Annotated in this window: 21 protein-coding genes; 12 read left to right on the top strand and 9 right to left on the bottom strand. The window is 69.8% G+C overall.

The features are described 5' to 3' along the window. Positions 1-54 precede the first annotated feature (54 nt). The 7 genes from K8940_RS16150 (at position 55) to K8940_RS16120 (ending at position 11654) form a co-directional block, all read left to right on the top strand. The gene (locus K8940_RS16150) at positions 55-420 is read left to right on the top strand and encodes a hypothetical protein (RefSeq protein ID WP_223391087.1); all 366 of its coding nucleotides are present in this window, start codon (positions 55-57) and stop codon (positions 418-420) included. After that, positions 421-1182, top strand: coding sequence for a cellulose synthase operon protein YhjQ/BcsQ (locus tag K8940_RS16145; RefSeq protein WP_223391085.1), 762 nt, complete (start codon positions 421-423; stop codon positions 1180-1182). After that, entirely contained in the window at positions 1179-5612 is a 4434-nt protein-coding gene (bcsA, locus tag K8940_RS16140; RefSeq protein ID WP_223391084.1) for a UDP-forming cellulose synthase catalytic subunit, read from the top strand. Before K8940_RS16145 ends, bcsA begins: the two co-directional genes overlap by 4 nt. Next, positions 5609-9430 carry a cellulose synthase subunit BcsC-related outer membrane protein gene (locus K8940_RS16135; protein ID WP_223391081.1) on the top strand — a complete coding sequence of 1274 codons (3822 nt, stop codon included), beginning with the start codon at positions 5609-5611 and terminating at the stop codon, positions 9428-9430. The genes bcsA and K8940_RS16135 overlap by 4 nt, the downstream gene beginning before the upstream one ends. A gap of 9 nt (positions 9431-9439) precedes the next feature. Then, complete coding sequence (gene bcsD / locus K8940_RS16130) at positions 9440-9943, top strand: cellulose biosynthesis protein BcsD (RefSeq protein ID WP_223391079.1); 504 nt, start codon at positions 9440-9442, stop codon at positions 9941-9943. After that, entirely contained in the window at positions 9933-10985 is a 1053-nt protein-coding gene (locus K8940_RS16125; RefSeq protein ID WP_223391077.1) for a glycosyl hydrolase family 8, read from the top strand. The genes bcsD and K8940_RS16125 overlap by 11 nt, the downstream gene beginning before the upstream one ends. A 306-nt stretch (positions 10986-11291) precedes the next feature. Next, the gene (locus tag K8940_RS16120) at positions 11292-11654 is read left to right on the top strand and encodes a hypothetical protein (RefSeq protein WP_223391075.1); all 363 of its coding nucleotides are present in this window, start codon (positions 11292-11294) and stop codon (positions 11652-11654) included. Positions 11655-11681: 27 nt separating this feature from the next. Here the strand turns inward: K8940_RS16120 and pcaD are convergent, their stop codons facing one another. From pcaD to pobA, 7 genes are read right to left on the bottom strand one after another with little or no spacing between them, the layout of a single operon-like run. Continuing rightward, positions 11682-12878, bottom strand: coding sequence for a 3-oxoadipate enol-lactonase (gene pcaD, locus K8940_RS16115; protein ID WP_223391073.1), 1197 nt, complete (start codon positions 12876-12878; stop codon positions 11682-11684). Next, entirely contained in the window at positions 12878-14041 is a 1164-nt protein-coding gene (gene pcaB, locus K8940_RS16110; RefSeq protein WP_223391072.1) for a 3-carboxy-cis,cis-muconate cycloisomerase, read from the bottom strand. Before pcaB ends, pcaD begins: the two co-directional genes overlap by 1 nt. Positions 14042-14062: 21 nt before the next feature. Further along, positions 14063-14749, bottom strand: a complete 687-nt coding sequence (pcaG, locus tag K8940_RS16105) for a protocatechuate 3,4-dioxygenase subunit alpha (protein ID WP_223391070.1) — start codon at positions 14747-14749, stop codon at positions 14063-14065. Further along, positions 14739-15452, bottom strand: a complete 714-nt coding sequence (gene pcaH / locus K8940_RS16100) for a protocatechuate 3,4-dioxygenase subunit beta (protein ID WP_411675560.1) — start codon at positions 15450-15452, stop codon at positions 14739-14741. The genes pcaG and pcaH overlap by 11 nt, the downstream gene beginning before the upstream one ends. Continuing rightward, complete coding sequence (locus K8940_RS16095) at positions 15449-16099, bottom strand: CoA transferase subunit B (RefSeq protein ID WP_223391068.1); 651 nt, start codon at positions 16097-16099, stop codon at positions 15449-15451. Before K8940_RS16095 ends, pcaH begins: the two co-directional genes overlap by 4 nt. Next, positions 16099-16824: a CoA transferase subunit A gene (locus K8940_RS16090; protein WP_223395878.1), complete on the bottom strand. Its 726-nt coding sequence runs from the start codon at positions 16822-16824 to the stop codon at positions 16099-16101. Before K8940_RS16090 ends, K8940_RS16095 begins: the two co-directional genes overlap by 1 nt. A 6-nt stretch (positions 16825-16830) precedes the next feature. Beyond that, on the bottom strand, positions 16831-18006 hold the full coding sequence (gene pobA / locus K8940_RS16085) for a 4-hydroxybenzoate 3-monooxygenase (protein WP_223391067.1): 1176 nt from the start codon (positions 18004-18006) through the stop codon (positions 16831-16833). A 188-nt stretch (positions 18007-18194) separates the two neighbouring features. On the opposite strand from pobA, the gene K8940_RS16080 reads away from it, so the two are divergent. Further along, entirely contained in the window at positions 18195-19031 is an 837-nt protein-coding gene (locus K8940_RS16080; protein WP_223391065.1) for a helix-turn-helix domain-containing protein, read from the top strand. Here the strand turns inward: K8940_RS16080 and K8940_RS16075 are convergent. After that, positions 19028-20077: an aromatic ring-hydroxylating oxygenase subunit alpha gene (locus K8940_RS16075; protein WP_223391064.1), complete on the bottom strand. Its 1050-nt coding sequence runs from the start codon at positions 20075-20077 to the stop codon at positions 19028-19030. The two genes, K8940_RS16080 and K8940_RS16075, sit on opposite strands and share 4 nt — an antisense overlap. A gap of 16 nt (positions 20078-20093) precedes the next feature. Continuing rightward, the gene (gene mhpT / locus K8940_RS16070) at positions 20094-21359 is read right to left on the bottom strand and encodes a 3-(3-hydroxy-phenyl)propionate transporter MhpT (RefSeq protein WP_223391063.1); all 1266 of its coding nucleotides are present in this window, start codon (positions 21357-21359) and stop codon (positions 20094-20096) included. Between the two features lie 132 nt (positions 21360-21491). On the opposite strand from mhpT, the gene K8940_RS16065 reads away from it, so the two are divergent. Genes K8940_RS16065 through K8940_RS16050 form a run of 4 tightly spaced genes read left to right on the top strand, consistent with a single transcriptional unit; the run spans position 21492 to position 25791 of the window. After that, positions 21492-21959 carry a MarR family winged helix-turn-helix transcriptional regulator gene (locus K8940_RS16065; protein ID WP_223391062.1) on the top strand — a complete coding sequence of 156 codons (468 nt, stop codon included), beginning with the start codon at positions 21492-21494 and terminating at the stop codon, positions 21957-21959. Between the two features lie 18 nt (positions 21960-21977). Beyond that, positions 21978-23381 (top strand): aldehyde dehydrogenase, encoded by a 1404-nt coding sequence (locus K8940_RS16060; RefSeq protein ID WP_223391061.1) that lies wholly within the window; start codon positions 21978-21980, stop codon positions 23379-23381. Positions 23382-23426: 45 nt separating this feature from the next. Then, positions 23427-24257, top strand: a complete 831-nt coding sequence (locus tag K8940_RS16055; protein ID WP_223391060.1) for a p-hydroxycinnamoyl CoA hydratase/lyase — start codon at positions 23427-23429, stop codon at positions 24255-24257. Between the two features lie 43 nt (positions 24258-24300). After that, on the top strand, positions 24301-25791 hold the full coding sequence (locus K8940_RS16050) for an AMP-binding protein (RefSeq protein WP_223391059.1): 1491 nt from the start codon (positions 24301-24303) through the stop codon (positions 25789-25791).

Below are 25791 nucleotides of genomic sequence, written 5' to 3'. Positions count from 1 at the left end.
GTTCGCGCCGTGTGGAATGTAAGGAACAGACCGGTGAGTGACGTGAGCGCCCTCATGGATAAGTTGAAGTCCACCATCAGCTACAAGCAGTTCGACGCGCCGCGCTCGGACGGCCAGACGTGGCCCGTGCTCGAGAAGATGGCCCGCGCCCAAAGCGCGCTCGCCGCGACCGAGACGCCGCTTCCGGTCGCCGCGCCGCCGGTCGCCACGCCTTCGGTCGCGGCCGCCCCCACGCCGCAGGCCGCCGAGAGCTCGCTCTTTGATCGACTGCACGCCGAAGGGCGTCCGCGGATCGAGGTCGGCGAAGTGGAGGCCCACACCGGCGCTCGCTTCGCGCGGTACGCCAGCGCCAAGACCGCCGACGACGCGCCGCAGGCCCTGTCGGCCATCTTCGAGCGGATCGGACGAAAGGCCCGCTAAATGGTCTTGGTCGTTGTGTCGTCGCCGAAGGGCGGGGTTGGGAAGACGACTCTTGTCGCCAACCTGGCCGTGGCCCTGCGTCGACGCGGCCGCCAAGTCACCGCTGTCGATTTCGATTCCCAGAACGCTCTGCGTTTCCTGCTCGCTCCGGAGCATGAGGACGACTTCGGCGTCGCGCGCTGCACGGCGCGTGGCCTGCCCTGGACCTCGGCGGTCGTCGCGGGTCGAGGCGGCGTCCGAGTGGCGCCGTATGGCGAGGCCACGACGAGCGAACGCCTGCGCATGAAGGACCTGCTGGAGGAGGATACGCTCTCGGAAGCGCTGTCCAGCCTGATGCGCTCCGACGACGAGATCATCATCGCCGACACCACCCCCGGCGAGGGCCGGCTCCAGCAACGACTGGAGGCCCTGGCCGATCTGAAGCTGATCGTGCTGCTGGCGGACGCCGGCTCCATGGCCCTAGCGCCCGCCTATCGCGACGGCCTGCTGCTCAAGCCCATCTCCGAGAGCCCGACCACGTTCGGCGTGCTCAATCAGGTGGACCCGCGACGCCGGCTCAGCCGCGACATCTCCGAGTTCATCGCCACCCACGCCGCCGACCGGTTCATCGGCGTCGTCCACTACGACGAGGCGCTGGCCGAAGCGGCCGCGCGCGGCGAGTCCATCGTGGAGGTCGGGGCCCAGACCCTCTCGGCCGTGGACATCGAGGCCATCGCCGGACGTCTGGACCGCCTTACGTCGCGCGAGACCGTCCTATCATGAAGTTCACCGGGATTCCGGGTTTGGACGACGGCCTGTTCGGCCGCGTCGTGGCGTCCGCGCCTGCGCGTTACGTGATTTTCGGACTCGCGACCGCCGTGGTCCTCCTTGCGGTGACGGTGCCGCTGGACACCAGCGGTCAGCTGATCTTCGGCCTGGGCGTCTTCGCCGCCTCCGCCGCTATCGGTCAACTCAGCCAGGGTCGGCGGATGACCATCGGCCTGGTGGTGATCTCCACGGCGCTGTCGACGCGCTACATGTGGTGGCGCACGACCCAGACCCTGCATTTCGACAACCCCCTGGCGGGGTTCCTCGGGACGGGCCTCTACCTGGCCGAGCTCTACGCCTGGCTGGTCCTGGTCCTCGGCTACATGCAGTGTGTCTGGCCGCTGGACCGCAAGGTCCGAGAGATCAGCGGGCCACCGGAAACCTGGCCCACGGTCGACATCTACATACCGACCTACAACGAGAGCCTCGAGATCGTGCAGGACACGGTATTCGCGGCGATGGATCAGGACTACCCGCCTGATCGCTTCAAGGTCTACATCCTCGACGACGGCCGACGGCCCGAGTTCGAGGCTTTCGCGCGTGCGGCGGGCTGCGGGTACATCACCCGCGACAACAACAAGCACGCCAAGGCCGGCAACCTGAACAACGCCATCCCGCAGACCAGCGGCGAGCTGCTGTGCATCTTCGACGCCGACCACGTGGCCACGCGGGCGTTCCTGCAACTGACCGTCGGCTGGTTCCAGGCCGATCCCCGGCTGGCCCTGCTCCAGACGCCGCACTACTTCTATTCGCCGGATCCGGTTCAGCGGAACATCCGCGCCGTCAAGGACATCCCGGGCGAAGGCGACCTGTTCTACGGCGTGGTCCAGAAGGGCAACGACTTCTGGAACGCGACCTTCTTCTGCGGATCGTGCGCCGTCATCCGGCGCGAGGCGCTGGAGAGCACCAACGGTTTCGCCGGCGAGACGGTCACCGAGGACGCGCACACCGCGCTCAAGCTCCAGCGCATGGGCTGGAACACAGCCTATCTGAACACCCGTCTGTCGGCCGGCCTGGCCACCGAACGCCTGGCCCTGCACATCGGCCAGCGAGCCCGCTGGGCGCGCGGCATGACCCAGATCTTCCGCATCGACAATCCGCTGTTCGGGCGCGGCCTGAGCATCGGTCAGCGGCTTTGCTACCTCAATGCGATGCTGCACTTCCAGTTTCCGCTGCCGCGCATCGTGTTCCTGACCTCGCCGATCGCCTATCTGATCTTCGGCCAGAACATCATCGCCGCCGCCGCCTTCACGATTGTCACCTATGCCCTGCCGCACCTCCTGCTGGCCGTGCTGGTCAACGAGCGGATCCAGGGGCGCTATCGCCGGGCCTTCTGGGGCGAGGTCTACGAGACGCTGATCTCGTTCCACTTGGTGGGGCCCGCCGTCCTGCCGCTTCTCGACCCCAAGCGCGGCAAGTTCAACGTCACCGACAAGGGCGGCCTGCTCGAGGAAGGCTATTTCGACTTCAAGGTGCTGCTGCCCCTGCTGGTCACCACCGGCGTGCTGTTCGGGGGTATCGGGTCCGGGATCGTCAAGCTCCTGCTGCCGCAATATTTCGACGCCCAGCTCTCGACCGTGATGCTCAATGTCGGCTGGTCGAGCTTCAGCCTGCTGATCCTGATCACGGCGATCGCCGTCGGGCGCGAGACGCGCCAGGTCCGCAAGCACGAGCACCTGTTGGTGGAACTGCCGACGCGACTGTATTTCGACGATGGTCACGTGATGTCGACCACGACCATCAACGTTTCCATGGGCGGCATGGCTGTTCCGGCCCTGGAAGACGACCTCATCGAGGGGCGCGAGGTCACCCACGTCGAGATCTTCGCGGCGGAAAAGGCATTTGGATTCCCGGTCAAGATGATGGGGAGCGGGAAGGGCGGGCTGAGGTTTATGTTCACGGACATGACGCTGGAGTCGCGACGACAGCTTGTGCGGGTCGTCATGGGGCGCGCGGATGCGTGGCCGTTGGTTGACGACCAGGTGTCCTGGTCGGCCTGGCAGTCGTTCATGGACCTGATGCGCGCCAGTATCTCCATCCTGCTGTGGTGGCGCTATCGCGACACGCCGCGCGCCTCGGTGGCCTACAAGCGGGCCGGCGCGTCGACGGGCGCGGCGATCATCGCCCTGGCGCTCGGCTTCGGCCTCCTGGGCGCCGACCAGAGCCATGCCCAGCCGGCGCGCGGCCGCGCGGCCGCCGCCGCAACGGCGACCGCCGAGCCGGCGAAGGCCGCGCCCACGAACACCGGCGGCGTCCGCACGGTGGCGATGACGCTCGAGGATCTCAACGTCACCCGGCCGCTGCGGCTCATCGGATCGTCGGGCGAGGCCGGCATTCCGGTCAATCTGCGCCAGGACGAGGTTGTCACCCAGGCCCAGCTGACGCTCAACTTCGCCTATTCGCCGCAACTGCTCGCGGACCTCAGTCACCTGACGGTGCTGCTGAACGACGAGGTCGTCGGCACGGTGCCCCTGACGCCCGACGGCGCCGGGGGCGTGATCGTCACCCTGCCGATCGATCCGGGCCTCTTCACGGGCGAGAACCGCCTCGGCTTCCGGTTCATCAGCCACTACACCCGCAACTGCGAGGACCCGCTGCACTCGACCCTCTGGGCGAACATCAGCAACACCCGCAGCCGCCTGGTGCTGACGCTGCAGCAGCTGTCGACCGGCGACACGCTGTCGCGACTGCCCGCGCCGTTCTTCGACGCCACGGAAGGCCGCTCGCTGCGGCTGCCGTTCGTGTTCGCCGGAGCGCCGTCCAACGACCTGATCACCGCCGCCGCCGCCGCCGCGTCGTATTTCGGCATGAACGCCAGCTTCCGCGGCTTCTCGTTCCCCGTGGCCTACAACGACCTGCCCAACGGCGACGCCGTCGTCCTGGCGCGGGCCGGCAGCCAGATCGGCGGCTGGGTCGTTCCCGAGGCCAGCGGTCCCGCCATCAGCCTGATCCGCAACCCGCGCAACCCCTACGCCACCTTGCTCGTCATCACCGGCGGCTCGGACCAGGACGTCCTGGCCGCCGCGCGCGTGCTGGCGACCTCGCCCAAGAGCCTCTCGGGCCAGACCGCCCAGATCACGCCGCAGGGGATCACGCGCCGCCTGCCGTATGACGCCCCGCGCTGGGTCGACACGCGCCGCCCGGTCCGCCTGGGCGACCTCGTCGGCCAGTCCTATCTGGAAGGCGCCGGCATGCGTCCGGGCCTGCTGACGGCCGAGTTCCGCACCGCGCCCGACCTGTTCTTCTGGCCCCGGGCCGGCGCCAAGCTGACCTTCGGCTATCGCTATCCGGCCGGGTCCTGGCTCGACTATTCGATCTCGCGTCTCGATGTGCTGGCCAACGACAAGTACATCCGCTCGATCCAGCTGCGCCCCGAGAAGGCGTCGGACAAGGTGCGGGACTTCATCGGCGCCTCGGCCATTCAGCAGAAGGCCTCGGTCGACATCCCCGGCTACAACATCTTCGGTCAGAACCAGCTGCAGTTCTATTACGACCTGCACAGCAACCGTAAGGGCGCCTGCCAGGGCGAGCTGCCGACGGGCATCCGCGTCGGCATCGACGCTGACTCGACGCTGGACCTGTCGGGCGCGCACCACTTCTCGCGCATGCCCGACCTGGCCTTCTTCGCCAGCTCCGGCTTCCCGTTTAGCCGCGTCGCCGACCTGTCGGAGACCGTGGTCCTGATCCCGCAGCAGCCCCAGCCGGAAACGCTGGAGGCGCTGTTCACCATGATCGGCCGTATCGGCGATTCCACCGGCGCTCCGGCCGTGGCGGTCACGATCGCGCGTCCGGGCGACGCGCCGAGCCTGCGTGGCCGAGACATCCTGGTCGTGGGTCCGCTGTCGCTCGCCGCTCAAGCGCCCGAACTGTTCCAGAACGCCCCCGTGCGGGTCGACGGCGGCCAGCTTCGCGTGGCCTCGACGTCGCCGCTGGGGCGGCTGTTCTCGCGGTTCGGCTCCAATGTCGACCAGCGTGATCCCGCCGCCGCCGACGCGGCGCTGGTGACGATCAGCGACTTCGCCGGCGTCTCCAGCTGGCGCTCGCCGTTCGACAAGAGCCGCGTGGTCGTCGCCATGCTAGCCGGTTCGCCATCCCGCCTGCCGGAAATCGTCAACGCGATGGCCAAGCCGGAGGCCAACGCCGCCATGCAGGGCGACCTGGCCATCTCCACCAACAAGAGCTTCAATAGCTTCCAGGTGTCGCCCGGCTTCTGGTCTGGTCATTTGCCCTGGTGGGTGGCCATCATGTGGTGGTGCAGCCGCAACCCGCTGATCCTCGGCCTGGCGGTGATCGGCGCGTCGATGGTGATCGGTCTGGGCTTCTGGGTGGTCCTGGCCGCTCATGAACGCAAGCGTATGTTCGACAACGAGGGTGGCCAGCGGTGAAGACCTCCGTCTGCATCTCCCTGGTCTCGACGCTGATGGCCTCCACGGCCATGGCGCAGGTCCAGCCCCGTCTGCCGACCGAAAAGCCGGCCGCCACGCCGCTCGTTCCGACGACCAAGGCGCCGACGCCCAAGGTCGTCGCGCCGCCGCCGCCCGCCGTTCAGGGCGGGGCGGTCCAGGCGCTGCTGAACCAGGCGGCCGCCCAGCGTAAGCGGGGCCGCAAGGATCTCGGGGCCCAGGCCCTGCAGCGCGCCTTGAGGGAAAGCCCCAACAACCCGCAGGTGTTGCAGCGCCTGGCGACCTACGCGCTCGAGGACGGCGACTTCACGGCGGGCGAGCGCTGGACGCGCCAGCTGCGCGGGGCGGTCGGCGAGTCCGACTCGCGCGTCGTCGCTCTGGGCAAGGAACTGAAGGCGCGGGCCACGGCCGCGGCGCCGGCCGAACCCGCGGAGCCGCCGTTCTCCGACGTGCGGCAGGGCAAGCAACAAGAGGCGGCCGCCAAGCCGGCCACGCCGATCGATCCCAGCGGCGCCTCGCGCGCCGCCGGCTTCGAGGCGCTGGAGCGCAAGGACCTCGCCGGGGCCGAGCGACTGTTCAACCAGGCGCTGCGGGAGCGATCGAGCGATCTCGACGCCGCCGGCGGCCTGGGGATCATCCGCCTGCAGCAGGCGCGGTTCGCCGACGCCGAGGAGCTTCTGCGCCGCGCCATCCGCGGCGCGAACGGCGACCAGCGGTGGGGCGAAGCCCTGCGGTCGGCCCAGTTCTTCGGTACGCTGTCGCGGGCTCGCGCCGCCTATGAAGGTGGCCGCTACGCCCAGGCCGAGCAGGCGGTGAGGCCGCTCGCGACCGGCCAGAACCCGGATCGCGTCGAAGCCCAGGTCCTGTGGGGGCAGACCCTGGCCGCGCTGGGTCGACCGGCCGAAGCCGAAACCGCGTTCCGATCGGTGCTCAGCGGCGCGCCGCAGCGGCCCGAAGCGATCTCGGGCCTCGCCCAGGTCCTGGCCGACCAGGCCCGGTACGACGAAGCCAGCCAGGTCGCCGCCAGCCTCACGGGGCCGACGGCCGGCCAGACCCGCGCCGCGATCGAACGCGCGCGCGCCAACGAGCTGGAAAAGCGCGGCGACATCTTCGGCGCCGGAGCCGCCCTGTCGGCGGCGCTGACGGCGAACCCGTCTAACCCGTGGTCGCGCTACGACTATTCCCGTTTCCTGTCCGAGCAGGGGCAGGGCGCCGAGGCGCAATCCCTTATGGCGCCGCTCTACCAGTCCAGCGATCCCGAGGCCTTGCAGGCCGCGGCGTTGTTCTCGGAATCGCAGGGCCGCAACGAAGAGGCCGTGGGCCTTCTGCGCCGCGTGCCCGAGGCCAGCCGCAACCGCGCCGTCCGCGATCTGGTCGCGCGGGTCGAGGCCCTGAGCGCCATCGAGCAGGCCAAACGCTGGGGCGCCCAGGGGCGCAACGTCGACGGCGTCAGCCTCCTTCGGGGCTACATGTCGCGCACCTCGCCCAGCTTCTCCGTTCGTGGTCGCATCGCCGAGACCCTGCTCGACCTGGGCGACGCCTACCAGGCGACCGCCCTGGCCCTGGAGGCCTCGCGCCAGCCGCCGGCCAGCTTCAAGCCGTCGGAAGCGTCCGGCTTCCTGGCGGTCCTGGCCCAGACCGGGCAGGACGCCGCCGCCATCAATCTGCTCAACGCGGCCGCCCAGCAGGCGCCGCAGGGCGAGTATCGCGCCCTCGCGGCGCTGTACGCGGGTCGCCGGGCCGACCGTCTGCGCATGGCCGGTGACTACGCCGGCGCGTTCGACACCCTGTCGCAAGGCTTCACGGTAGCGCCGCGCGACCCGTCGCTGCTGGCCGCCCTGGCGCGCCTCTATGATTCGGGCGACCTCGCCCAGCAGGCGGCCCAGACCTATGACGTCCTGCTGACGATCAATCCGAACGACCAGGACGCCCTGGCCGGCTCGGCGCGAGTGGCCGTGCGAGCGGGAGACTATGGTCGCGCCGAGGGGCTGTTGCGCCGCGCGATCGCCCTCAAGCCGAACGACGCGGAGCTCTACTACCAAGTAGGCCAGATGGAGCAGGCTCGCGGCCATGAACGCGCGGCCCTCAAGGCGTTCGAGCGCGCCCAGAGCCTGTTGACGCGCGGGCAGGGCGGACAACCCGGCTCGCCCGCCGGCATCGGCGGCGCGCTGGGCCCCAACCCCTTCGCCGCTCGCGCGATCGCCCAGGCGGTCGACGCGCCGACCTATGGCGCGCCGGCGGTTTCGCCTTCGGCCTATGGCGGCGCTCCGGGCCTGCCGCAGCTGCCGACCCCGGCGGCGACCCAGCCCTCGGCCTACGCCGCCTACGCGCCCGCGCCCAGCGCGAGCTATGGCGGCGGCCCGATCAATTCTCCGCAGAGCACGCTCGGTGGTTACGGCGGCGGCGCGAGCCTGCCCGCCAACTCCAACCCCCTGGCGCCGCCGGCGGCCATCTACGCGGACGCCACCCCGGCCTACGCGCCCGCGCCCGCCTACGCGCCGGCCCCGGCCTATGCTCCGGCCGCGCTCGCGCCGCTGCCGACGCCCAGCCCCGCCTACACCCCGCCTCGCGCCTACGCCTCGGCGAGCACGCGGGCGGCCAGCAGCCCGGCGACCGTGTCGTCGGTCCCCGACAGCGCCCTGCCGCTGCCGACGAAGGTGAACAAGGAAATCGCCGCGCTTCGCCAGTCGACCGCGCCGCAGTTCGAGGGCGCGGCCACTCTGCGCGCGCGCAGCGGTGAGCAGGGCGCCAGCCGTCTGTTCGAGGCCAGCACCCGGATCGCCGCGTCGGTCTCGCCGTTCGGCATCGGTCGCCTGGGCGTGGCCGTCAACCCGGTCATCATCAGCGCCGGAGCCCCTGGGGAAGCGGCCACGGCCAACCTCGGCACCAACCCGCTGGTCGTCGCCGAGGCGACCGCGGCGGGCAACATCATCGTCCTGCCCGGCCTGGACAGCCGCAGCCAAGCCGGCGCCGGCGTGTCGATGTTCTACGACTCGGGTCCGGTTTCGCTGGACGCCGGGGTGACGCCGCTGGGCTTCATGCGCACCACCTTCACCGGCGGCCTCACCGCGCGACTGGGCCTGGGCGAGGGGCAGATCCGCGCGACGGTCGAGCAGCGCCCGGTCACCGACAGCGTCCTGGCCTATTCGGGCGATCGCGATCCCCTGACGGGCGTGGAATGGGGCGGCGTCATCCGTCGCAACGTCAGCCTGGGCGGATCGGCCAATTTCGGCTCGGGCGGCGCCTATTTGGACGGGGCCTATCGGCGCCTAACCGGCCGCAACGTTCTCAGCAACACCGGCTTCGAGATCAACGCCGGCGCCTACTTCCGCCCGATCGACAGCAACGGCAACCAGCTGCAGATCGGCCTGAACGCCAACATGCAGGCCTATGACAAGAACCTGCGCTTCTTCAGCTTCGGCCACGGCGGCTACTTCAGCCCGCAGCAGTTCGTCAGCGTCGCCCTGCCGGTGACCTATTCGATGGAGCGTGAGCGCTGGCAGGTGAAGGCCGGGTTCAGCGTCGGCGTCCAGTCCTACAGCGAAGACAGCGCCGCGGTGTTCCCGAACAATCCGGCTGCGCAGCAGGCGCTGGAGTCCTATGCGTCCGCGGACTCCACGATCCTGGCCCGCTACGACTCGGCCAGCAAGACGGGCATCGGCCTGACCGGGCTGTTCTCGGGCGAGTACAAGCTGTCGGCCGGTACGGCCGCCGGCGGCGAGCTCTCGGCGGACACCTTCGGGATCTACAACGAATACAAGTTCCGCTTCTATCTGCGGCGGATCCTGGCCAGCCAATAGGAATATCCGATGTTGAAGAGTCTCTCGTCCCGGGGAGCGCCTGAGGCGCCGAAGACCGACACGGCGGAGCTGCGCTATCTGGCCGCCCGTCAGTTCAGCCCGCAGTGGCGGACCGTTCTGGTGGCGATGGCCGATGAGCTGTTCGAAAACTTCAGCGCGGAGGAGGCCTGGGGCTTCTACCGCCAGATCGGCCTGCGCGTCTCCGGCGAGGTCGCCCTGCCGTCGGTCAAGACGCTGGAAGAGCTGGAAGCGTCGCTGAACAAGGTGCTGGCCGAGCTGGACTGGGGGTTCGTGGCCCTGTCGCTGGACGACAGCGCGATCTCGATCCGCCACCGCGCCTATCCGGGCCTGCACATGGAGGACCAAAGCGGCCACTGGCGCCGGGCCTTCGCCGCCATTCTCGAGGGCGTCTACACGATCTGGCTGCAGACTCAGGGCGGGCGTCCGGAGATGAAGGCCACCTACCGCGACAGCGGCGGCGATGACGCGCTGGACTTCTCCTATGGCCTCTAGGCGATCGGCCCTGCTGCTGATCGCCGCCCTGACCTTCCAGGCGGTGACGATGAGCGCCTGCGCCGCCCCCTCGTCGCCTCGGAACTGGACGGCGTACAAGTCGCGCTTCGTCCAACCCGAAGGGCGCGTCGTGGACACCGGCAACGGGAATGTCAGCCATTCCGAGGGGCAGGGGTTCGCGATGGTCATGGCGACCGCCTACGACGACCCCGACACCTTCAAGAAGCTCTGGTCCTGGACGGACCGCACCCTGTCCCGTTCGGACACGCGCCTGTTTCGTTGGCGCTATGTCCCGACCGGCGACCTGCACACGCCCGACCCCAACAACGCCCTCGACGGCGACCTGCTTATCGCCTGGGCCCTGCTGCGCGGCGGCGAGCGCTGGCGGCGGCCGGAATATGTCCAGGCCAGCGCCGAGATCCGCAAGGCGATCCTCGCCAAACTGCTGGTCCGCCAGGGCGACCGCACCTTGCTGGCGCCGGGTATGGAGGGCTTCGTCCAGGCCGACGGCATGGTCTTCAACCCGTCCTACGCCATCATGCCGGCCCTGGACGCCTTCGCCACGCGCGAACCTCGCTCGCCGTGGCCAGGCGTTCGCGACCAGGCGCTGCGGGCGCTGCGCGACGCGCGTTTCGGCACGATGGACCTGCCCGTCGACTGGGTGCGGGTGGACAGCGCCGGCGCCATGTGGACTGACCCGGACCGCCCGCCGCGGTTCGGTTTCGACGCCGTCCGGGTGCCGCTCTATCTGTGCTGGTCGGGCCGCTGCGGCGACGCGACGCTGGATCCCGTCAAGCGCTGGTGGTCGTCCTTCCGCGCGGCCGGCAAACCGGCGCCGGCCTGGATTGACGTGCGCACGGGCGAGGTGGCGCCGTTCGCCGCCTCGGTCGGCATGGCCAGCGTCGCCGACCTGGTGCTCACGGGCCGCTCGGCGTCCGCGTCGATCGACAACGAGGACTACTATTCGTCGTCCCTGCTGATCCTGACCCAGATCGCGGCCCAGGAACGACGCGAGCGGCCCGCGACGGCCCGTAAACCCTAATTCGTCCGCTCTAGAGCAACGCAGATCCGGCGACGCGCCGGCGCTGGGTCGCGCGGGAGAACGGCGGTTTCAGAAATACAGTTTGGTTGAGTGCTCGCGCTAGCCGCGAGAGTGGTTTCGGTAAATGCTTCAAAAGTGTGCGGGCGCCTCGACTTTCCTAGATTTGGGGAGGCTTCCGATGGTCCTTTTGGTAAAGCTGTGTTAAGTACATTCAACGTGAGCTGCCCTCGACTTGTCAGGGCCTGACGAGAGGCGGAGATTTCCATGGTCGGAAATGTGGCGCGAGGGCAGGCGACGTCGTCGTCCGTGCATCGCTCGAGCACGCCCTATCTGATCCTGCTGGGCATCGTGGGCATGATGGCTGTCGGCTATCATCCCAGCGCCAAGTCCGCCCAGATCGAGACCCCTCTGGCCTTGCCCCGCATCCGCCAGATGGAGCTTGGCGGGGCGCAATGGACCGTGAAGCGCCACCTGGAAGTCTGGGACAACATCAGCTTCCGCAACGAGCACATCGAACATCGCCAAGGCCGTGTCGCCGTCTGCGGCGAGGTTCAGGTGGGCGCCGCCGGCGACTTCCAGCCGTACGTCGTCGTCAATGGCCGCGCCGCGCTGGCCAGCGACACCGGCAGCGATCTGCACCAGGTCTGGCTGGAGTTCTGCTCGGTCTGACGGCGAGGCGGGACCCGCGCCCGCCGTTTAAGCGGTCGGCGTGACGCCCAGTTCGGCCATGACCTCGGCGGCTTCGGCGAAGGCGGTGTTGGCCGCCGGCACGCCAGCATAGATCGCCGTCTGCATCAGCACCTCCTTGAGCTCGTCGACGGTGAAGCCGCCTTGCTCCAGGCCCGCGCGGACGTGCAGACGGAACTCCTCCCAGCGGGCCAACGACGCGCAGATGGCCAGCACCAGCAGGCGCCGGGTGCGGTGATCCAGGCCGGGCCGACCCCAGACCTCGTTCCAGGCGTAGCGGGTGATCATGGCCTGGTAGTCGGCCGTGAAGGCTGTGCGCCGAGTCAGGGACCTGTCGACCCAGGCGTCGCCCAGCACCTTGCGGCGGGTGGCGAGGCCGGCCTCGAACAGCGTGTCCTGGGCCTCGCGCACGCTGGTTCCGTTCAGGACCTCACCCAGGAACGTCCGCACCGCGCCGGCGAGGGCGGATGGGACCTCCAGGCTGGGCAGGTGGGCGCCGCCGATCTCCAGGTGACGAGCGTCGGGCACAGCGGTGACGATGCGCTCGCCGTGGCCCTCGTAGGGCGTCGCCACGTCCTGGGCGCCGGTGATCACCAGGGTCGGAGCGGCGATGGCGGACAGGCGCTCCAGCAGGGCCATGTCGCGGATCGCCGCCCCGCAGCCGCGATAGCCGTCGGGGTTCTGGGCCAGCATGCCGGCGCGAACGGTCTCGACGATCTCGGGATGCCGGACGCGAAAGCTCTCGGAGAAGAAGCGCTCCATCACCGGCTCGACCAGCGGCGCCAGGCCCTGGCTGCGGATCAGGTCCAGGCGCTGGTCCCAGACCGACGGATCCATGGCCGGCGAGGTGCAGGCCAGGACCAGGGCCTCGATCCGCTCGGGGGCCTTGGGCGCCAGGGCCATGGCGATCATGGCGCCCAGCGAGGTGCCGACCAGACTGGCCTTGGCGACGCCCGCCGCATCCATCACCGCCAGCACGTCGTCGGCCAGCAGGTCCAGGCTGTAGTCGCCGGCGGGAGCATCCGAGGCGCCGTGGCCTCGGGTGTCCATGCGCAGCACGCGGAAGTCCGGCGTCAGCAGCGGCGTGACCGGGTCGTATAGCGAAAGATCCGTGCCGATCGAGGTCAGCAGCACGACCGCCGGCTTGTCGGCCGCGCCGTCGGCCCGCCAGTAGATCCGGGCGCCGTGCGAGATGGCGAAGGGCATCAGCGGTCCTTTCGGTGATCGGCGAGGGCTCGAGCACTCAGGGTTTTGGCCACGAGGGCTTCGGACTCGCCGGTGTCGGTTCCGACGTCGGCGGCGGCCAGGTTTCGGGCCATGCGGTCGATGTCGACCTCCAGGTCCTCGATCACGGGCGCCATGGCGGCCAGGGCGCCGTGGGTCAGCTGGAACAGCTCGGCCAGCACCGGCGCTTCGGCTTGCCAGCCGCCCAGTCCGCGCTCGTGCTGCTGGGGCAGGGCGGCGATGATCGTGGCGGCCAGGTGCGGCGCGCGCGTGACGGCGGTCAGGGCGATCTGACAGCCGGTCGGATTGCGCTTATGGGCCATGGCGGAAGAGCCCCCGCGCCCGGCGACGCGCGGCTCGAAGGCCTCGGCGACTTCGTTCTGGGCCATCAGCGCGATGTCGCTGGCGATCTTGCCGATCGCGCCGGTCAGGATAGCGAGGCTGGACGCCAGGCCCGCCAGGCCCTCGCGCCGCGAATGCCAGGGCGTTTCGGCCGCCGGCAAGTCCAGCAGGGCGGCCAGGCGTTCGGTCACGGCGCGGGCCTGACCGTCCAGGTCGGCCAGCGACCCGGTCGCGCCGCCCAACTGCAGCTGAATGGCGGCGGTCTCGCGCCGGAACCGGGCCAGGGCGCCGTCGACCCCCTGCAGCCAGCCGGCGACCTTGAGGCCGAAGGTGATGGGCAGGGCGCCCTGCAGGAGGGTGCGGCCCAGCATGGGCGTGGCGGCGTGGCGCCCGGCCAGGACGGCCAGGGCGTCGCCGAGGCGAAGAGTCTCCTCGACGACCAGCGCCGCGCCGGCCTTGGCCTGCAGCATCAGGGCCGTGTCGGCCAGGTCCTGGCTGGTCGCGCCCCGATGGACGTGCCGGGTGATCTCCGGATCGTTGATCCGCTCACGGATCATGGCGACCAGCGGAATGGCCAGGGTTCCGGCGTGAGCGGCCTCGTCCGCCAGGATCTCGATGTCCGGCAGCTCGACGCAGGCCGTCGCGATCGCCTCGGCCGCCGAAACAGGGATCAGCCCGACCTGGCCTTGCGCGCGGGCTAGCATCGCCTCGAAGGTCAGGGCCGCGCGCAGCAGGGCGTCGTCGCCGAACACGGCCAGCATGGCGGGCGTCGAGGTCGCGCGGTCGCGGATCAGGGACGGCAAGCGGCGACTCCCAGCTTGAGTTCAGATATCGAAGAAGACGGTTTCGGCCGCGCCTTGCAAGACGATGTCGAACCGCCAGGCGCCGTCGACCTCGCGGGCCAGCAGGGTGTCGCGCCGTTCGGCGGGGACCAGGGCCAGGATCGGGTCGGCCGCGTTCTCGGGCGCGCCCTCGAAATAGACCCGCGTGACCAGCCGCTTGATCAGGCCGCGCCCGAAGACGCCGACGGCGATGTGCGGGGCCTGGGAGCTATTGCCCGGGCCCGGCACGGATCCCGGGCGGACGGTCCTGAAGCGATAGAGGCCCTCCTCGCTGGTCGAGGCGCGACCGAAGCCGATGAAGCCCTCGTCCAGCGGGATCTCGGTCCGGTCGTCGTCGGGGCTGAAATAGCGGCCGGCGGCGTTGGCCTGCCAGATCTCGATCATGGCGTCCGGAACGGGCTTGCCGTCGGCGTCGTAGACCACGCCTTCCAGGGTGATCACCTGGCCGGCGACTGCGTCCTTCGGCGGCGCCAAGTTCAGGACGTAGTGCTCCTCGGGGAACAGTTCGGGCCGCGCGCCCATGTCGGACTGGCCGACCAGATCCGCGCCGCCCTTCCAGGGCAGGCCGTAGTGGAAGAACGGACCCACGGTCTGGGACGGGGTCTGACCGAACAGGGCCGGGTCCTGGTTGTCCTGGCGCGGGGCGGGATGGGCCTGCTCAGTGGTCATGGCCGTCCTCCGTCGGGGTCTGGTCGCGGCCGCGCAGCACGATGTCGAACAGGTAGCCCAGCGCCCAGTTGGGTCGGGTGGTCTCGATATCGAAGCGCGACACCATCCGCTGGCGATAGGGCAGGGGCGCGGCGTTGGCGATCGGGTCGATCTCGATCAGCGGATCGTCGGGGAAATACATCTGGGTGACGGTGCGGGTGGCGAAGGCCGGACCCAGCAGCGACAGGTGGATGTGCGACGGTCGCCAGGCGTTGTGGTGGTTGCCCCACGGATAGGCGCCCGGCCGGATCGTCACGTACTGGTAGCGGCCCTCGGCGTCGGTGATGACGCGGCCGGCGCCGGTGAAGTTGGGATCCAGCGGCGCGTCCCATTGGTCCTTCTTGTGGATGTAGCGACCGGCGGCGTTGGCCTGCCAGATCTCCATCACGGTATTGGGGACGGGGCGGCCGTTCTCGTCCAGCACGCGACCGGAGACGATGATCCGCTGGCCCTGCGGCATGGCCTTGTGCTGGGTGGTCAGGTCGGCCAGCGACGACCCCATCAGGGTCTCCCAGCAGCCCGCCGGACCGGTGGTCTCGGTCAGCGTGTGCGGGATCCGGACCAGCGGTTGGCGCGGCGAGCGGGCCACGGTCGAGGCGTAGGGCGCATGCAGCGACGGCGGCTGGCCGGCGTCCTCGCGGCTGTAAGGCAGGATCAGGCTCATGACGCGAAGGCTCCGGCATCGAAATCGGCCTCGGTCTTGGCCTTGATCTCGTCCAGGGTGACGTCCGGCGCCAGTTCGATGAGCTTGAGGCCGCCACCCTTCCGATCCAGGTCGAAGACGCAGAGGTCGGTGATCACCATGTCGACGCAGGCCGCGCCCGTCAGGGGCAGGGCGCAGCGCTTGAGCACCTTGCTCTGGCCGGCCTTGTTGGCGTGGTCCATGACCACGATGACGCGCTTGACGCCGGCCACCAGATCCATGGCCCCGCCCATGCCCTTCACCATCTTGCCGGGGATCGTCCAGTTGGCGATGTCGCCGTTCTGGGCCACCTCCATCGCGCCCAGCACCGTCAGGTCGATATGGCCGCCCCGGATCATGGCGAAGCTCTGGGCGCTGTCGAAGAAGCTGGAGGTCGGCAGCTTGGTGATGGTCTGTTTTCCGGCGTTGATAAGGTCCGGGTCGGCCTCGCCCTCATAGGGGAAGGGGCCCATGCCCAGCATGCCGTTCTCGCTCTGCAGGGTGACATGGACGCCGTCGGGAATGTGGTTGGCCACCAGGGTCGGGATGCCGATGCCGAGGTTGACGTAGAAGCCGTCCTTCAGCTCGCGGGCGGCGCGGGCCGCCATCTCGTCACGGGTCCAGGCCATCAGACGGTCTCCTCGCGCGGACGGGTGGTCAGCTTCTCGATGCGCTTCTCGTTGATCGTCGATTTGATAATGCGGTCGACATAGATGCCCGGCGTGTGGATCGCGTTGGCGTCCAGCGCGCCAGCCTCGACGATCTCCTCGACCTCGACGATGGTGACCTTGCCGGCCGTGGCCATCACCGGGTTGAAGTTGCGGGCCGTCATCCGGAACATCAGGTTGCCCTCCGGGTCGGCCTTCCAGGCCTTCACGATCGCCACGTCGGCGCGCAGCCAGGTCTCCCGGACATAGGGTTCGCCCTCGAAGGTCTCGACCGGCTTGCCCTCGGCGACGACCGTGCCTACGCCGGTCTTGGTGTAGAAGGCCGGGATGCCTGCGCCGCCGGCCCGGATGCGCTCGGCCAGGGTGCCCTGCGGGTTCAGCTCCAGCTCCAACTGGCCCGAGAGGTAGAGCTGCTCGAACAGCTTGTTCTCGCCGACATAGCTGGAGATCATCTTCTTGATCTGGCCGTTGTCGAGCAGCATCCAGAGCCCGAAGCCGTCGGCTCCGCAGTTGTTGCTGATCACAGTCAGGTCTTTCACGCCGGTGTCCTTCAGGGCCGGGATCAGGGTCTCGGGATTGCCTGACAGGCCGAAGCCTCCGGACATCAGGGTCATGCCGTCGAAGACGACGCCCTCCAGCGCCGCCGCGGCGCTCTCGTAGATCTTGGATTTCATGAGCGTCTCCAGGGCCTCCTAGACGAGCGGGAGGCCGACATAGTTCTCGGCGAGAGTGACCTGGGCGGCGCGCGAGCCTCGGATGTAGGCCAGCTCGGCGACCTGCATCTTGCGATCGAAGCCGTCGCGATCGGGAAAGCGGTGGGTCAGGCCCGTGAACCACCACGAGAAGCGCTCGGCCTGCCAGACCCGGGCCAGGGCGCGGGCCGAATAGCCATCGAGGCCTGCTTGCGAGCCGTCGAGGAAGTAGTCGGTAAGGGCCTCGGCCAGCATGACCACGTCCGAGACAGCCAGGTTCATGCCCTTGGCGCCGGTCGGCGGGACGATGTGGGCGGCGTCTCCGGCCAGGAACAGGCGGCCGTGGCGCATGGGTTCGCCGACGAAGCTGCGCAGCGGCGCGATCGACTTCTCGAACGACGCGCCGCGCGTCACGCGGCTGGCGGCCTCATCGCCCAGGCGAAGACACAGCTCGTCCCAGAACCGGTTGTCGCTCCAGTCCTCGACCCTCTCGTCCAGTCCGCATTGCACGTAGTAGCGGCTGCGCGTGGGCGAGCGCATCGAGGCCAGGGCGAAGCCGCGCTCGTGGTTGGAATAGATAAGTTCGTGGTCGCAGGGCGGCACGTCGGCCAGCACGCCCAGCCAGCCGAACGGATAGACCCGCTCGAAGGTCTTCAGCACGTCGGCCGGGATCGCCGCCCGGCTGACCCCATGATAGCCGTCGCAGCCGGCGATGACGTCGCAGTCCAGCCGCTGTTCGACGCCGCCCCGCCGCCAGGTGACGTGCGGTCGCGCGCTGTCGACGTCGTGCAGGGCTACGTCCTCGGCGTCGAAGACCACGGTCACGCCGCGCGGTTCGGCGGCGTCGAACAGGTCCTTCATCACCTCCTGCTGACCGTAGACCGTGACGGTCGAGCCGCCGGTCAGCTCGGCCATGTCGATGCGGAACAGCTGGCCGTCGGCGGCGATGTTGGTTCCGCTGTGGACTATGCCTTCGGCGCGCAGGCGTTGACCCAGGTCCAGCCGGTTCATCAGGTCCACGGTGACTTGTTCCAGGACGCCCGCCCGCACCCGGCCCTCGACATAGGCCCGGTCGCGACGTTCCAGGATGACCGCGTCCACGCCCGCGCGTCGCAGCAGGTGGCCCAGAAACAAACCCGCGGGACCCGCGCCGACAATGGCGACTTGCGTGCGCATGTTTTCGCGGTCTCCGTCCCCATGTCGCTCTCGGCGACTTGCGTCCAGACTGAGCGCGCCAGCGGGCCTTGGGGATGGACAGAGCGTCACAAAAGTTGGACTTTTCTCATGCGCCTTTCCGAGCGCCGCGGATGGTCGTCGTGCCTCAATCCTCAAGAATTCCGAGCTTTTTTCTGTTCGGAGAACCGTTGCGGACCGTCGAGGGCAAGTTCCTGCATCTCGAGGATTTGGACGATCGCTCGCGGCCGAACGACTGGAACATCCGGCCGCACGCCCACGCCGATCTCAACCACGTCTTCCTGATCGCCCGGGGCTCGGGCGTCATGCGCGTGGAAGGCGAGACGGTCGCCTTCGCGGCGCCGTGCCTGCTGCTGATCCCCGCCGGCGTGGTCCATGGCTTCGTCTATGAGGCCGACAGCTCCGGCTCGGTGCTGACCATCGCCGACAGCTATCTGCGCGAGCTGGTCGGGCGCGAGCCGGGGTTCGCGGCGCTGTTCCGCGCGGCTTGCCAGCTGCCGCTGCCGCGCGACTCCCGGGTGTCCGACGTCCTGGCTGTCCTGGGGCGCGAGCTGGTCTGGACCGCGCCGGGACGCGCCGCCGCCGTCGAGGCCCAGCTGCTGACCCTGCTGGTCGAGGCCCTGCGCCTGCTGGTCCAGGCCCGCGCCTCGGGTCCCGCCGCCCAGGGCGCCCAGGCCAGGCTGGTGGCGCGCTATCGCGAGCTGATCGAGACGCACTTCCGCGAGGGCTTGACGCTGGAGGCCTATGCCGAGCGGCTGGGTTGCACCGTGTCGCGGCTGCGCGTGGCGTGCCTGAAGGCGGCCGGCGCCGCGCCGCTGCGGCTGGTCCACGACCGCACGATGCTGGAGGCCAAGCGGGCGCTGATCCATTCGAACATGACCATCGCCGAGGTGGCTTACCAACTGGGCTTCGACGACCCCGCCTACTTCTCGCGGTTCTTCAGCAGGGCCGAGGGTTGCTCGCCCCGTCGCTACCGCGCCGAGCGGGTCATGGATGGCGCCGCCTAGGCGGCGTTCTCAGCGCCGATGGCGCGGGCGATGATCCTGCGGGAATGGACGCCGCCGGCGTCGATGTTCAGCTTCAGCAGAGCACGGTCGGGGTGACGCAGCAGGTTGGCCTGTTGGGCCTCCAGCACGGCCAGGTCCTCGCTGAAGATGCCGCGCTGGCCCTCGCGGATCGAGGCGGTCAGCGCTTCGTCGTCCGAGGCGAAGCCGCGCGCCATGCCCCAGAAGTACCAGTGCGAGGTTTCGGTCTCGGGCGTCATGAAGTCGACGACGATGCTGGAGGCCTTCAGCTCGGCCGGCGCGTCGTAGCCGCCGTGGCCGGCCAGGGCGACCCCGACCTCGATCATCACGTGGCCGGGCGCCGAGAAGCGGCAGATCTGCCAGCGGTCGACCAGGGCGTTCTCGTCCAGGCCCGCGCCGCGCAGGGCCATGCGCCAGAAGGGCGGGGCGTGGATACCGTTCATGCGCCGGCTGGTCACGACCTCGTCGCCCTCCAGATGGGTCTCGACCGGAGCCTCGTCGATCTCCTTCTGGCCGATGCTGCCCGCGTGGACATAGGTCTCGTGGGTCAGGTCCATCAGGTTGTCGATCATCAGGCGGTAGTCGCTGCGGACGTGGAAGAGGCCGCCGCCATAGGCCCAGTTCGGATCCTCGGCCCAGGCCAGGCGAGGGGGCTGCGTCCCTTGCGCGGCCCCGGCGTCGCCAGGCCAGACCCAGACGAAACCGTGGCGCTCGACGACCGGAAAGGCGCGGATGCGGGGGAAGCGCTCGACGTTCTGGCTGGGCATGCCGACGGCGCGTCCGTCGCAGCCCATGGCCAGGCCGTGATAGCCGCAGACCAGGTCGCCGTCGCGCAGGAAACCCAGGGACAGGCGCGCGCCGCGATGGGGGCAGAAGTCCTCGACCGCCCGGGCCTGGCCGGTCGCGTCGCGGAAGAAGGCCATCGGCTCGCCGCAGATCTGGCGGCCCAGCGGCTTGTCGGCCAGCTCGTCGGGCGTGGCGGCGACGTACCAGGCGTTCCGGATCCACGAGGTGGGGTGTGCGGACACGAGACTCTCCCGAGGTCTAGGCTTGGAGCGCGCGCTGGGCGCGGGCCATCAGGGCGGCCAGCAGCACGATCGCCAGGGCCGACAGCAGCATGGTGGGGGCCATGAAGGTCAGCACCTCGCGCGGCGTGCGGCCCACGCCCAGCAGGGCGCCGGCCAGCAAGGGGCCGGCGGCCGAGCCCAGGCGTCCCACCGCGACGGCGGCGCCGACGCCGGTGCCGCGGATCGCGGTCGGATAGTTGGCTGGCGTGACCGCGTAGAGCAGGGCCTGGGTCGCCGACATGGCGGCGCCGACGATGGCGCCGCTGAGCAGGCAGGCGGTCAGGTGAGCGGGCGTGACCGCGAGCAGGATCAGGCTGCCGATGGCCAGCAGAAAGGTTGCCGTGGTCATGGTCCGCAGGTCGGCCCGGTCCATCAGTCTGCCCGTGACGATACTGGCCAGGGCGCCCATGACGTTGAACGCCACCTGCACCAGGGCCGCGTCAGGACGGGGCAGGCCTCGCCCGATCAGCAGGGTGGGGAGCCAGTTGAGCAGCAGGTAGAAGGTCAGCAGGGCCAGGAAGAAGCCCAGCCACAGCAGCAGCGTGCGCGCCGCCCGTCCCTCGCCCAGCAGGGTGAAGGCCACGCCGGCGGGGCGCAGCGCGCCCTCGGTCGCCTTGGCGTCGGCCTGCTGTCGCGAGTCCGGCAGCAGCAGGGCCAGCACCGGCGCGGCGACCAGCGGGGCCACGCCGCCGACGACGAAGATCTCCTGCCAGTTGTCGTGCCGGCCCAAGAGGCTGATCAGGCTGGCCGTGGCGCCGCCGGTGGGCAGGCCGGCATAGAGCAGGCCGACGGCGGCGTTCTTGCGTCCGGGCGGGGCGTTCTCGACGACCAGGGCCACCAGGTTGGGCAGGGCGCCGCCCAGGCCGACTCCGGTCAGGAACCGGGTCAGGATCAGGACCTCCAGGTTCGGCGAGAACGCGGTGGCCAGGGACAGCAGGCCGAAGACGACGACCGACGCCACCAGCACGGCCTTGCGGCCGAAGCGGTCCGAAAGCCGGCCGCCGATCGCCGCGCCCAGCATCAGGCCGAAGGTGCTGGCCGAGAAGAACCAGCCCAGTTGGTCGGACGAAAGGCCCATGGCCGGCGCCAGCTTCGGCGCGGCGACCCCGGCCGCCTGCAGGTCCAGGCCTTCCAGGGCGGCGACCAGATAGCAGGGGGCGGCGGTCAGGAGGGTCGTCCGCCTCGCCGTCGTCTGTTGGGGGGACGCGTGTCGAGCGGTCGGGCCGCGGGCCGGATCGGGCATGGCGTTCCTTCGGGTTTCCTCGGGGCGCGGCGGCTTGGACCGCTCGCTTGATGGGTCGTCCTCGGGCGTACGTTGACGACATTGTTTATGATGCATACAGTTTTCGCGAAAACAAGACCTGGGAGGTCCGCTTTGGACGAGCTATCAGCCTTCGGCGCGCTAGGGGCGCGACTGGGCTTTCTGCTGCACTACGCCGACGTCGCCGGGATGGCGGGGCTGCACGAACGCCTCGCCGTCTTCGACATGACCCCCGTCCGCGCGACGGCCGTCGTCTATGTCGGCCTGCACCAGGGCTGCGATCAGATGGCGCTGGGCCGAGCCCTGGGCGTCAATCGGGCTCGCGCCATGAAGGTGGTCGACGAACTGGAGGCGCGCGGCGCGGTCGAGCGCCGCAGCGGCCGCGACCGCCGCAGCAACGCCCTGCACCTGACGCCGGCCGGCGCGGTCCTGCGCGGTCGCATCGAGCAGGTGACCCTTGAGCACGACGAGGCCTTCTTCGGCGCCCTGACGGCGAAGGAGCGCGATGACCTGCGCGCGCTGCTAGCCAAGCTCCGCGCCGCGCCGGACGCGGTCGAGCGCGACCTGGCGACGACCCTCTAAGGCCATTCGAGGACGATCATGACCGGCACGTTCACACGCCTCGATCCCATCACCGGCGACGTCGCCAGCACCTGCGCGGCGATGACGAAAGCCCAGGCCAACGCCGTCGCCGACACGGCGCAGGCCGCGCTGGCGGGCTGGAGCGCCCTGGGTCCCAACGCCCGCCGCGCCTTGCTGTCCAAGGCCGCCGACGCCTTGGAGGCCCGGGCCGACGCCTTCGTTGACGCCATGAAGCGCGAGATCGGCACAACCGAGGGTTGGGCCCGTTTCAACATTATGCTGTCGGCCTCGATGATCCGCGAGGCCGCCGCCCTGACCACCCAGATCAGCGGCGAGGTGATCCCCTCGGACAAGCCCGGCTGCCTGGCCATGGCCGTGCGCGAGCCGGCCGGGGTGGTGCTGGGCGTCGCGCCCTGGAACGCGCCGATCATCCTGGGCGTGCGGGCCGTGGCCACGCCTCTGGCGTGCGGCAACACGGTTATCCTCAAGGCGTCCGAGACCTGCCCGCGCACCCACAGCCTGATCATCGAGGCGTTCGCGGCCGCCGGCCTGCCCCAGGGCGTGGTCAATGTCGTCACCAACGCGCCCGCCGACGCCGGCGAGATCGTCGGGGCGCTGATCGACCATCCGGCCGTGCGCCGCATCAGCTTCACCGGCTCGACGGCGGTGGGCCGGATCATCGCCCGGCGCGCGGCTGACAACCTCAAGCCCGTGCTGCTGGAGCTGGGCGGCAAGGCGCCGCTGATCGTGCTGGAGGACGCTGATCTGGACGAGGCCGTGAAGGCGGCCGCCTTCGGCGCCTTCATGAACCAGGGCCAGATCTGCATGTCGACCGAGCGGATCATCGTGGTCGACGCCGTGGCCGAGGCCTTCATCGAGAGGTTCTGCGCCAAGGTCGCCACCCTGGCCGTCGGCGATCCGCGCGAGGGCAGGACGCCGCTGGGCGCGGTGGTCGACCTCAAGACGGTGGCCCATGTCGAGGCCCTGGTCGCCGACGCCCTGGCCGCCGGCGCCGTCCAGGTCAATGGCGGGGCGGCGAATGGCGTGCTGATGCCGGCCACGGTGATCGACAAGGTCACGCCGGCCATGAAGCTGTTCCGCGACGAGAGCTTCGGCCCGGTGGTCGGGGTCGTCCGCGCCCGCGACGAGGCCCATGCGATCGAGCTGGCCAACGACACTGAATACGGCCTGTCGGCCTCGATCTTCACCCGCGACATCGCGCGGGGCCTGAAGGTCGCCCGCCAGATCAAGTCGGGCATCTGCCACGTCAACGGTCCCACCGTGCACGACGAGGCCCAGATGCCGTTCGGCGGGGTCAAGGCCTCGGGCTACGGCCGCTTCGGCGGCAAGGCCGGGATCGACGCCTTCACCGAGCTGCGCTGGATCACGGTCGAGACACAGGCCGGCCACTACCCCATCTGACCCGGCCGGCGAAGCCGGCTCCCGAGCTCCCAAGAAAGATCGAGAATGACCGAGGTCAACAACACCGCCACCTTCACCGTCGAGAATCGGATCGCCTGGGTGAAGTTCAACCGGCCCGAAAAGCGCAACTGCATGAGCCCACGCCTGAACCAGCGGATGATGGAGGTGCTGGACGCGCTGGAATATCGAGACGACGTCGGCGTCCTGGTCCTGACCGGCGAGGGCACGGCCTGGTCGGCCGGCATGGATCTGAAGGAGTATTTCCGCGAGACCGAAGCCAAGGGCCTGGGCGCGGTGCGCCAGGCCCAGCGCGAGTCCTACGGCTGGTGGCGTCGCCTGCGCTGGTACAACAAACCGACCATCGCCATGGTCAACGGCTGGTGCTTCGGCGGCGGCTATGGCCCGCTGTTCGCCTGCGACCTGGCCTTCGCCGCCGAGGAGGCGCAGTTCGGCCTGTCGGAAATCAACTGGGGCATCCTGCCGGGCGGCGGCGCGACCAAGGTGGCCGTCGAGCTCCTGTCGATGCGCGACGCGATGTACCACGCGCTGATGGGCGAGAACATCGACGGCAAGAAGGCCGCCGAGTGGAAGCTGGTCAACGAGGCCGTGCCGCTGGAGCGCCTGAAGGACCGCGTGACCGAGGTGGCCAACGTCCTGCTCAAGAAGAACCCCGTGGCCTTGAAGGCGACCAAGGACGCCATCCGGCGCGTGGGCGAAATGACCTACGATAACGCTGAGGACTATCTGGTCCGGGCGCAGGAGGCGGCCAATTCGTTCGACAACGACGGCCGCAAGGAAGGCATCAAGCAGTTCATCGACGACAAGACCTACAAGCCGGGTCTGGGGAGTTACGACGTGGCCGCCAGCCCCGGCTAGGACCCTATCGACCGTCGGCGCCAACCATAAAAAAGGGGAGGAAATGAGCGCTTCAGTCGACCATCTGGGCCTGCAGGCCCGCCTTCAGCCGACCCGCCTGGCCGCCGTCGACCTGGCGAGCGGGCGGCGCTGGACCTATGCGGCCTTGGACCTGGCGGTGGGGCGCTGCGTGCGGCTGCTGACCGACTATGGCTGCCGACCGGGCGACCGCGTGGCCAGCCTGGCGCGCAACAGCGTCGACCTGGCCGTGCTGCACCTGGCCTGCGCGCGGGCGGGGCTGATCTACGTGCCGCTGAACTGGCGGCTGAGTCCGGCGGAGATCCGGGACCTGGTCGAGGACGCCGAGCCGCGCCTGGTGTTCGGCGACGCCGAGCTGGCGCGGGCAGGCGTCGTCGGCGCGCCCATCGCTGAACTGGCCGAGGCGCTAGAGCAGGGTCAGCCGCTGGCGACCAACCCCATCGATCGCGGCCGCCCGTCCTTGATCCTCTACACCTCGGGCACCTCGGGCCGGCCCAAAGGCGTGCTGCTGAGCGAGCGGAACCTGGACCAGACCGCGATCAATTTCGGCCGCCTGGGGCGGGTGACCCATGACAGCGTGTTCCTGAACGACGCGCCGATGTTCCACATCATCGGCCTGATCACCACGATCCGACCGCCGCTGCTGCACGGCGGGGCGTTCCTGGTCTCGGACGGCTTCGACCCGGCACGGACGCTGCGGCGCATGGAGGACCCGGCCCTGGCGGTCAGCCACTATTTCTGCGTCCCGCAGATGGCCGCGGCGCTGCGGGCCCAACCGAGCTTCGCGCCCGAGCGGCTGGGCGGACTGACGGCGATCTTCACCGGCGGCGCGCCGCATCCGGCCGCCGACATCCGCGCCTGGCTGGACGACGGCGTGCCCATCGTCGACGGCTTCGGCATGAGCGAGGCTGGCACCGTGTTCGGCATGCCGGTCGACCGCGACGCGATCGCCGCCCGCGCCGGTTCGGCGGGCGTGGCCATGCCCGGCGTGGCCTCGCGCATCGTCGACGCCGAGGGAGCGGCGTGCGAACCCGGCCAGCCCGGCGAACTGCTGCTGAAGGGCGAGAACGTGTTCTCGGCCTATTGGCGTCGCCCGGCCGAGACGCGTGCGGCCTTCAACGAGGGCGGCTGGTTCCACACCGGCGACATCGCCGTGTGCGACGAGGATGGCTTCCACTGGCTGATCGACCGCAAGAAGGACATGTTCATCTCGGGCGGCGAGAACGTCTATCCGGCCGAGATCGAGGCCGCCCTGGCCGATCACCCTCACATCGCCGAATGCGCCGTGGTCGGCATGCCCGACGCCCGCTGGGGCGAGGTGGGCTGCCTGGTCGTCGTGGCCAGGCCCGGCGCCCTGGTCGTCCACGCCGAGATCATCGCGCACCTGGAGCCGCGCCTGGCCCGCTACAAGCTGCCGAAGGAGACCTGCGTGGTCACGGCGCTGCCGCGCACCGGGACGGGCAAGATTCAGAAGGGCCTGTTGAAAGCGATGCTGCGCGAGCGTGCGGCGTCGTGA

Source organism: Caulobacter segnis, from assembly GCF_019931575.1.
In the GTDB taxonomy this organism is placed as follows: Bacteria; Pseudomonadota; Alphaproteobacteria; order Caulobacterales; family Caulobacteraceae; genus Caulobacter; species Caulobacter segnis_C.
This window is presented reverse-complemented; position numbering and strand designations above follow the sequence as displayed.

Excerpts from the sequence above, each read along its gene's own strand:
- pcaD (WP_223391073.1), bottom strand. The coding sequence starts at position 12,878 with ATGCCCTTCGCCATCTCGCACGGCGCCCGGATCTACTGGCGGGCCGAC.
- K8940_RS16050 (WP_223391059.1), top strand. The coding sequence starts at position 24,301 with ATGAGCGCTTCAGTCGACCATCTGGGCCTGCAGGCCCGCCTTCAGCCG.
- K8940_RS16125 (WP_223391077.1), top strand. The coding sequence starts at position 9,933 with ATGGCCTCTAGGCGATCGGCCCTGCTGCTGATCGCCGCCCTGACCTTC.
- mhpT (WP_223391063.1), bottom strand. The coding sequence starts at position 21,359 with ATGCCCGATCCGGCCCGCGGCCCGACCGCTCGACACGCGTCCCCCCAA.
- pcaH (WP_411675560.1), bottom strand. The coding sequence starts at position 15,452 with ATGAGCCTGATCCTGCCTTACAGCCGCGAGGACGCCGGCCAGCCGCCG.
- K8940_RS16060 (WP_223391061.1), top strand. The coding sequence starts at position 21,978 with ATGACCGGCACGTTCACACGCCTCGATCCCATCACCGGCGACGTCGCC.
- K8940_RS16095 (WP_223391068.1), bottom strand. The coding sequence starts at position 16,099 with ATGGCCTGGACCCGTGACGAGATGGCGGCCCGCGCCGCCCGCGAGCTG.
- K8940_RS16150 (WP_223391087.1), top strand. The coding sequence starts at position 55 with ATGGATAAGTTGAAGTCCACCATCAGCTACAAGCAGTTCGACGCGCCG.
- pcaG (WP_223391070.1), bottom strand. The coding sequence starts at position 14,749 with ATGACCACTGAGCAGGCCCATCCCGCCCCGCGCCAGGACAACCAGGAC.
- K8940_RS16145 (WP_223391085.1), top strand. The coding sequence starts at position 421 with ATGGTCTTGGTCGTTGTGTCGTCGCCGAAGGGCGGGGTTGGGAAGACG.
- bcsA (WP_223391084.1), top strand. The coding sequence starts at position 1,179 with ATGAAGTTCACCGGGATTCCGGGTTTGGACGACGGCCTGTTCGGCCGC.
- bcsD (WP_223391079.1), top strand. The coding sequence starts at position 9,440 with ATGTTGAAGAGTCTCTCGTCCCGGGGAGCGCCTGAGGCGCCGAAGACC.
- pobA (WP_223391067.1), bottom strand. The coding sequence starts at position 18,006 with ATGCGCACGCAAGTCGCCATTGTCGGCGCGGGTCCCGCGGGTTTGTTT.
- K8940_RS16055 (WP_223391060.1), top strand. The coding sequence starts at position 23,427 with ATGACCGAGGTCAACAACACCGCCACCTTCACCGTCGAGAATCGGATC.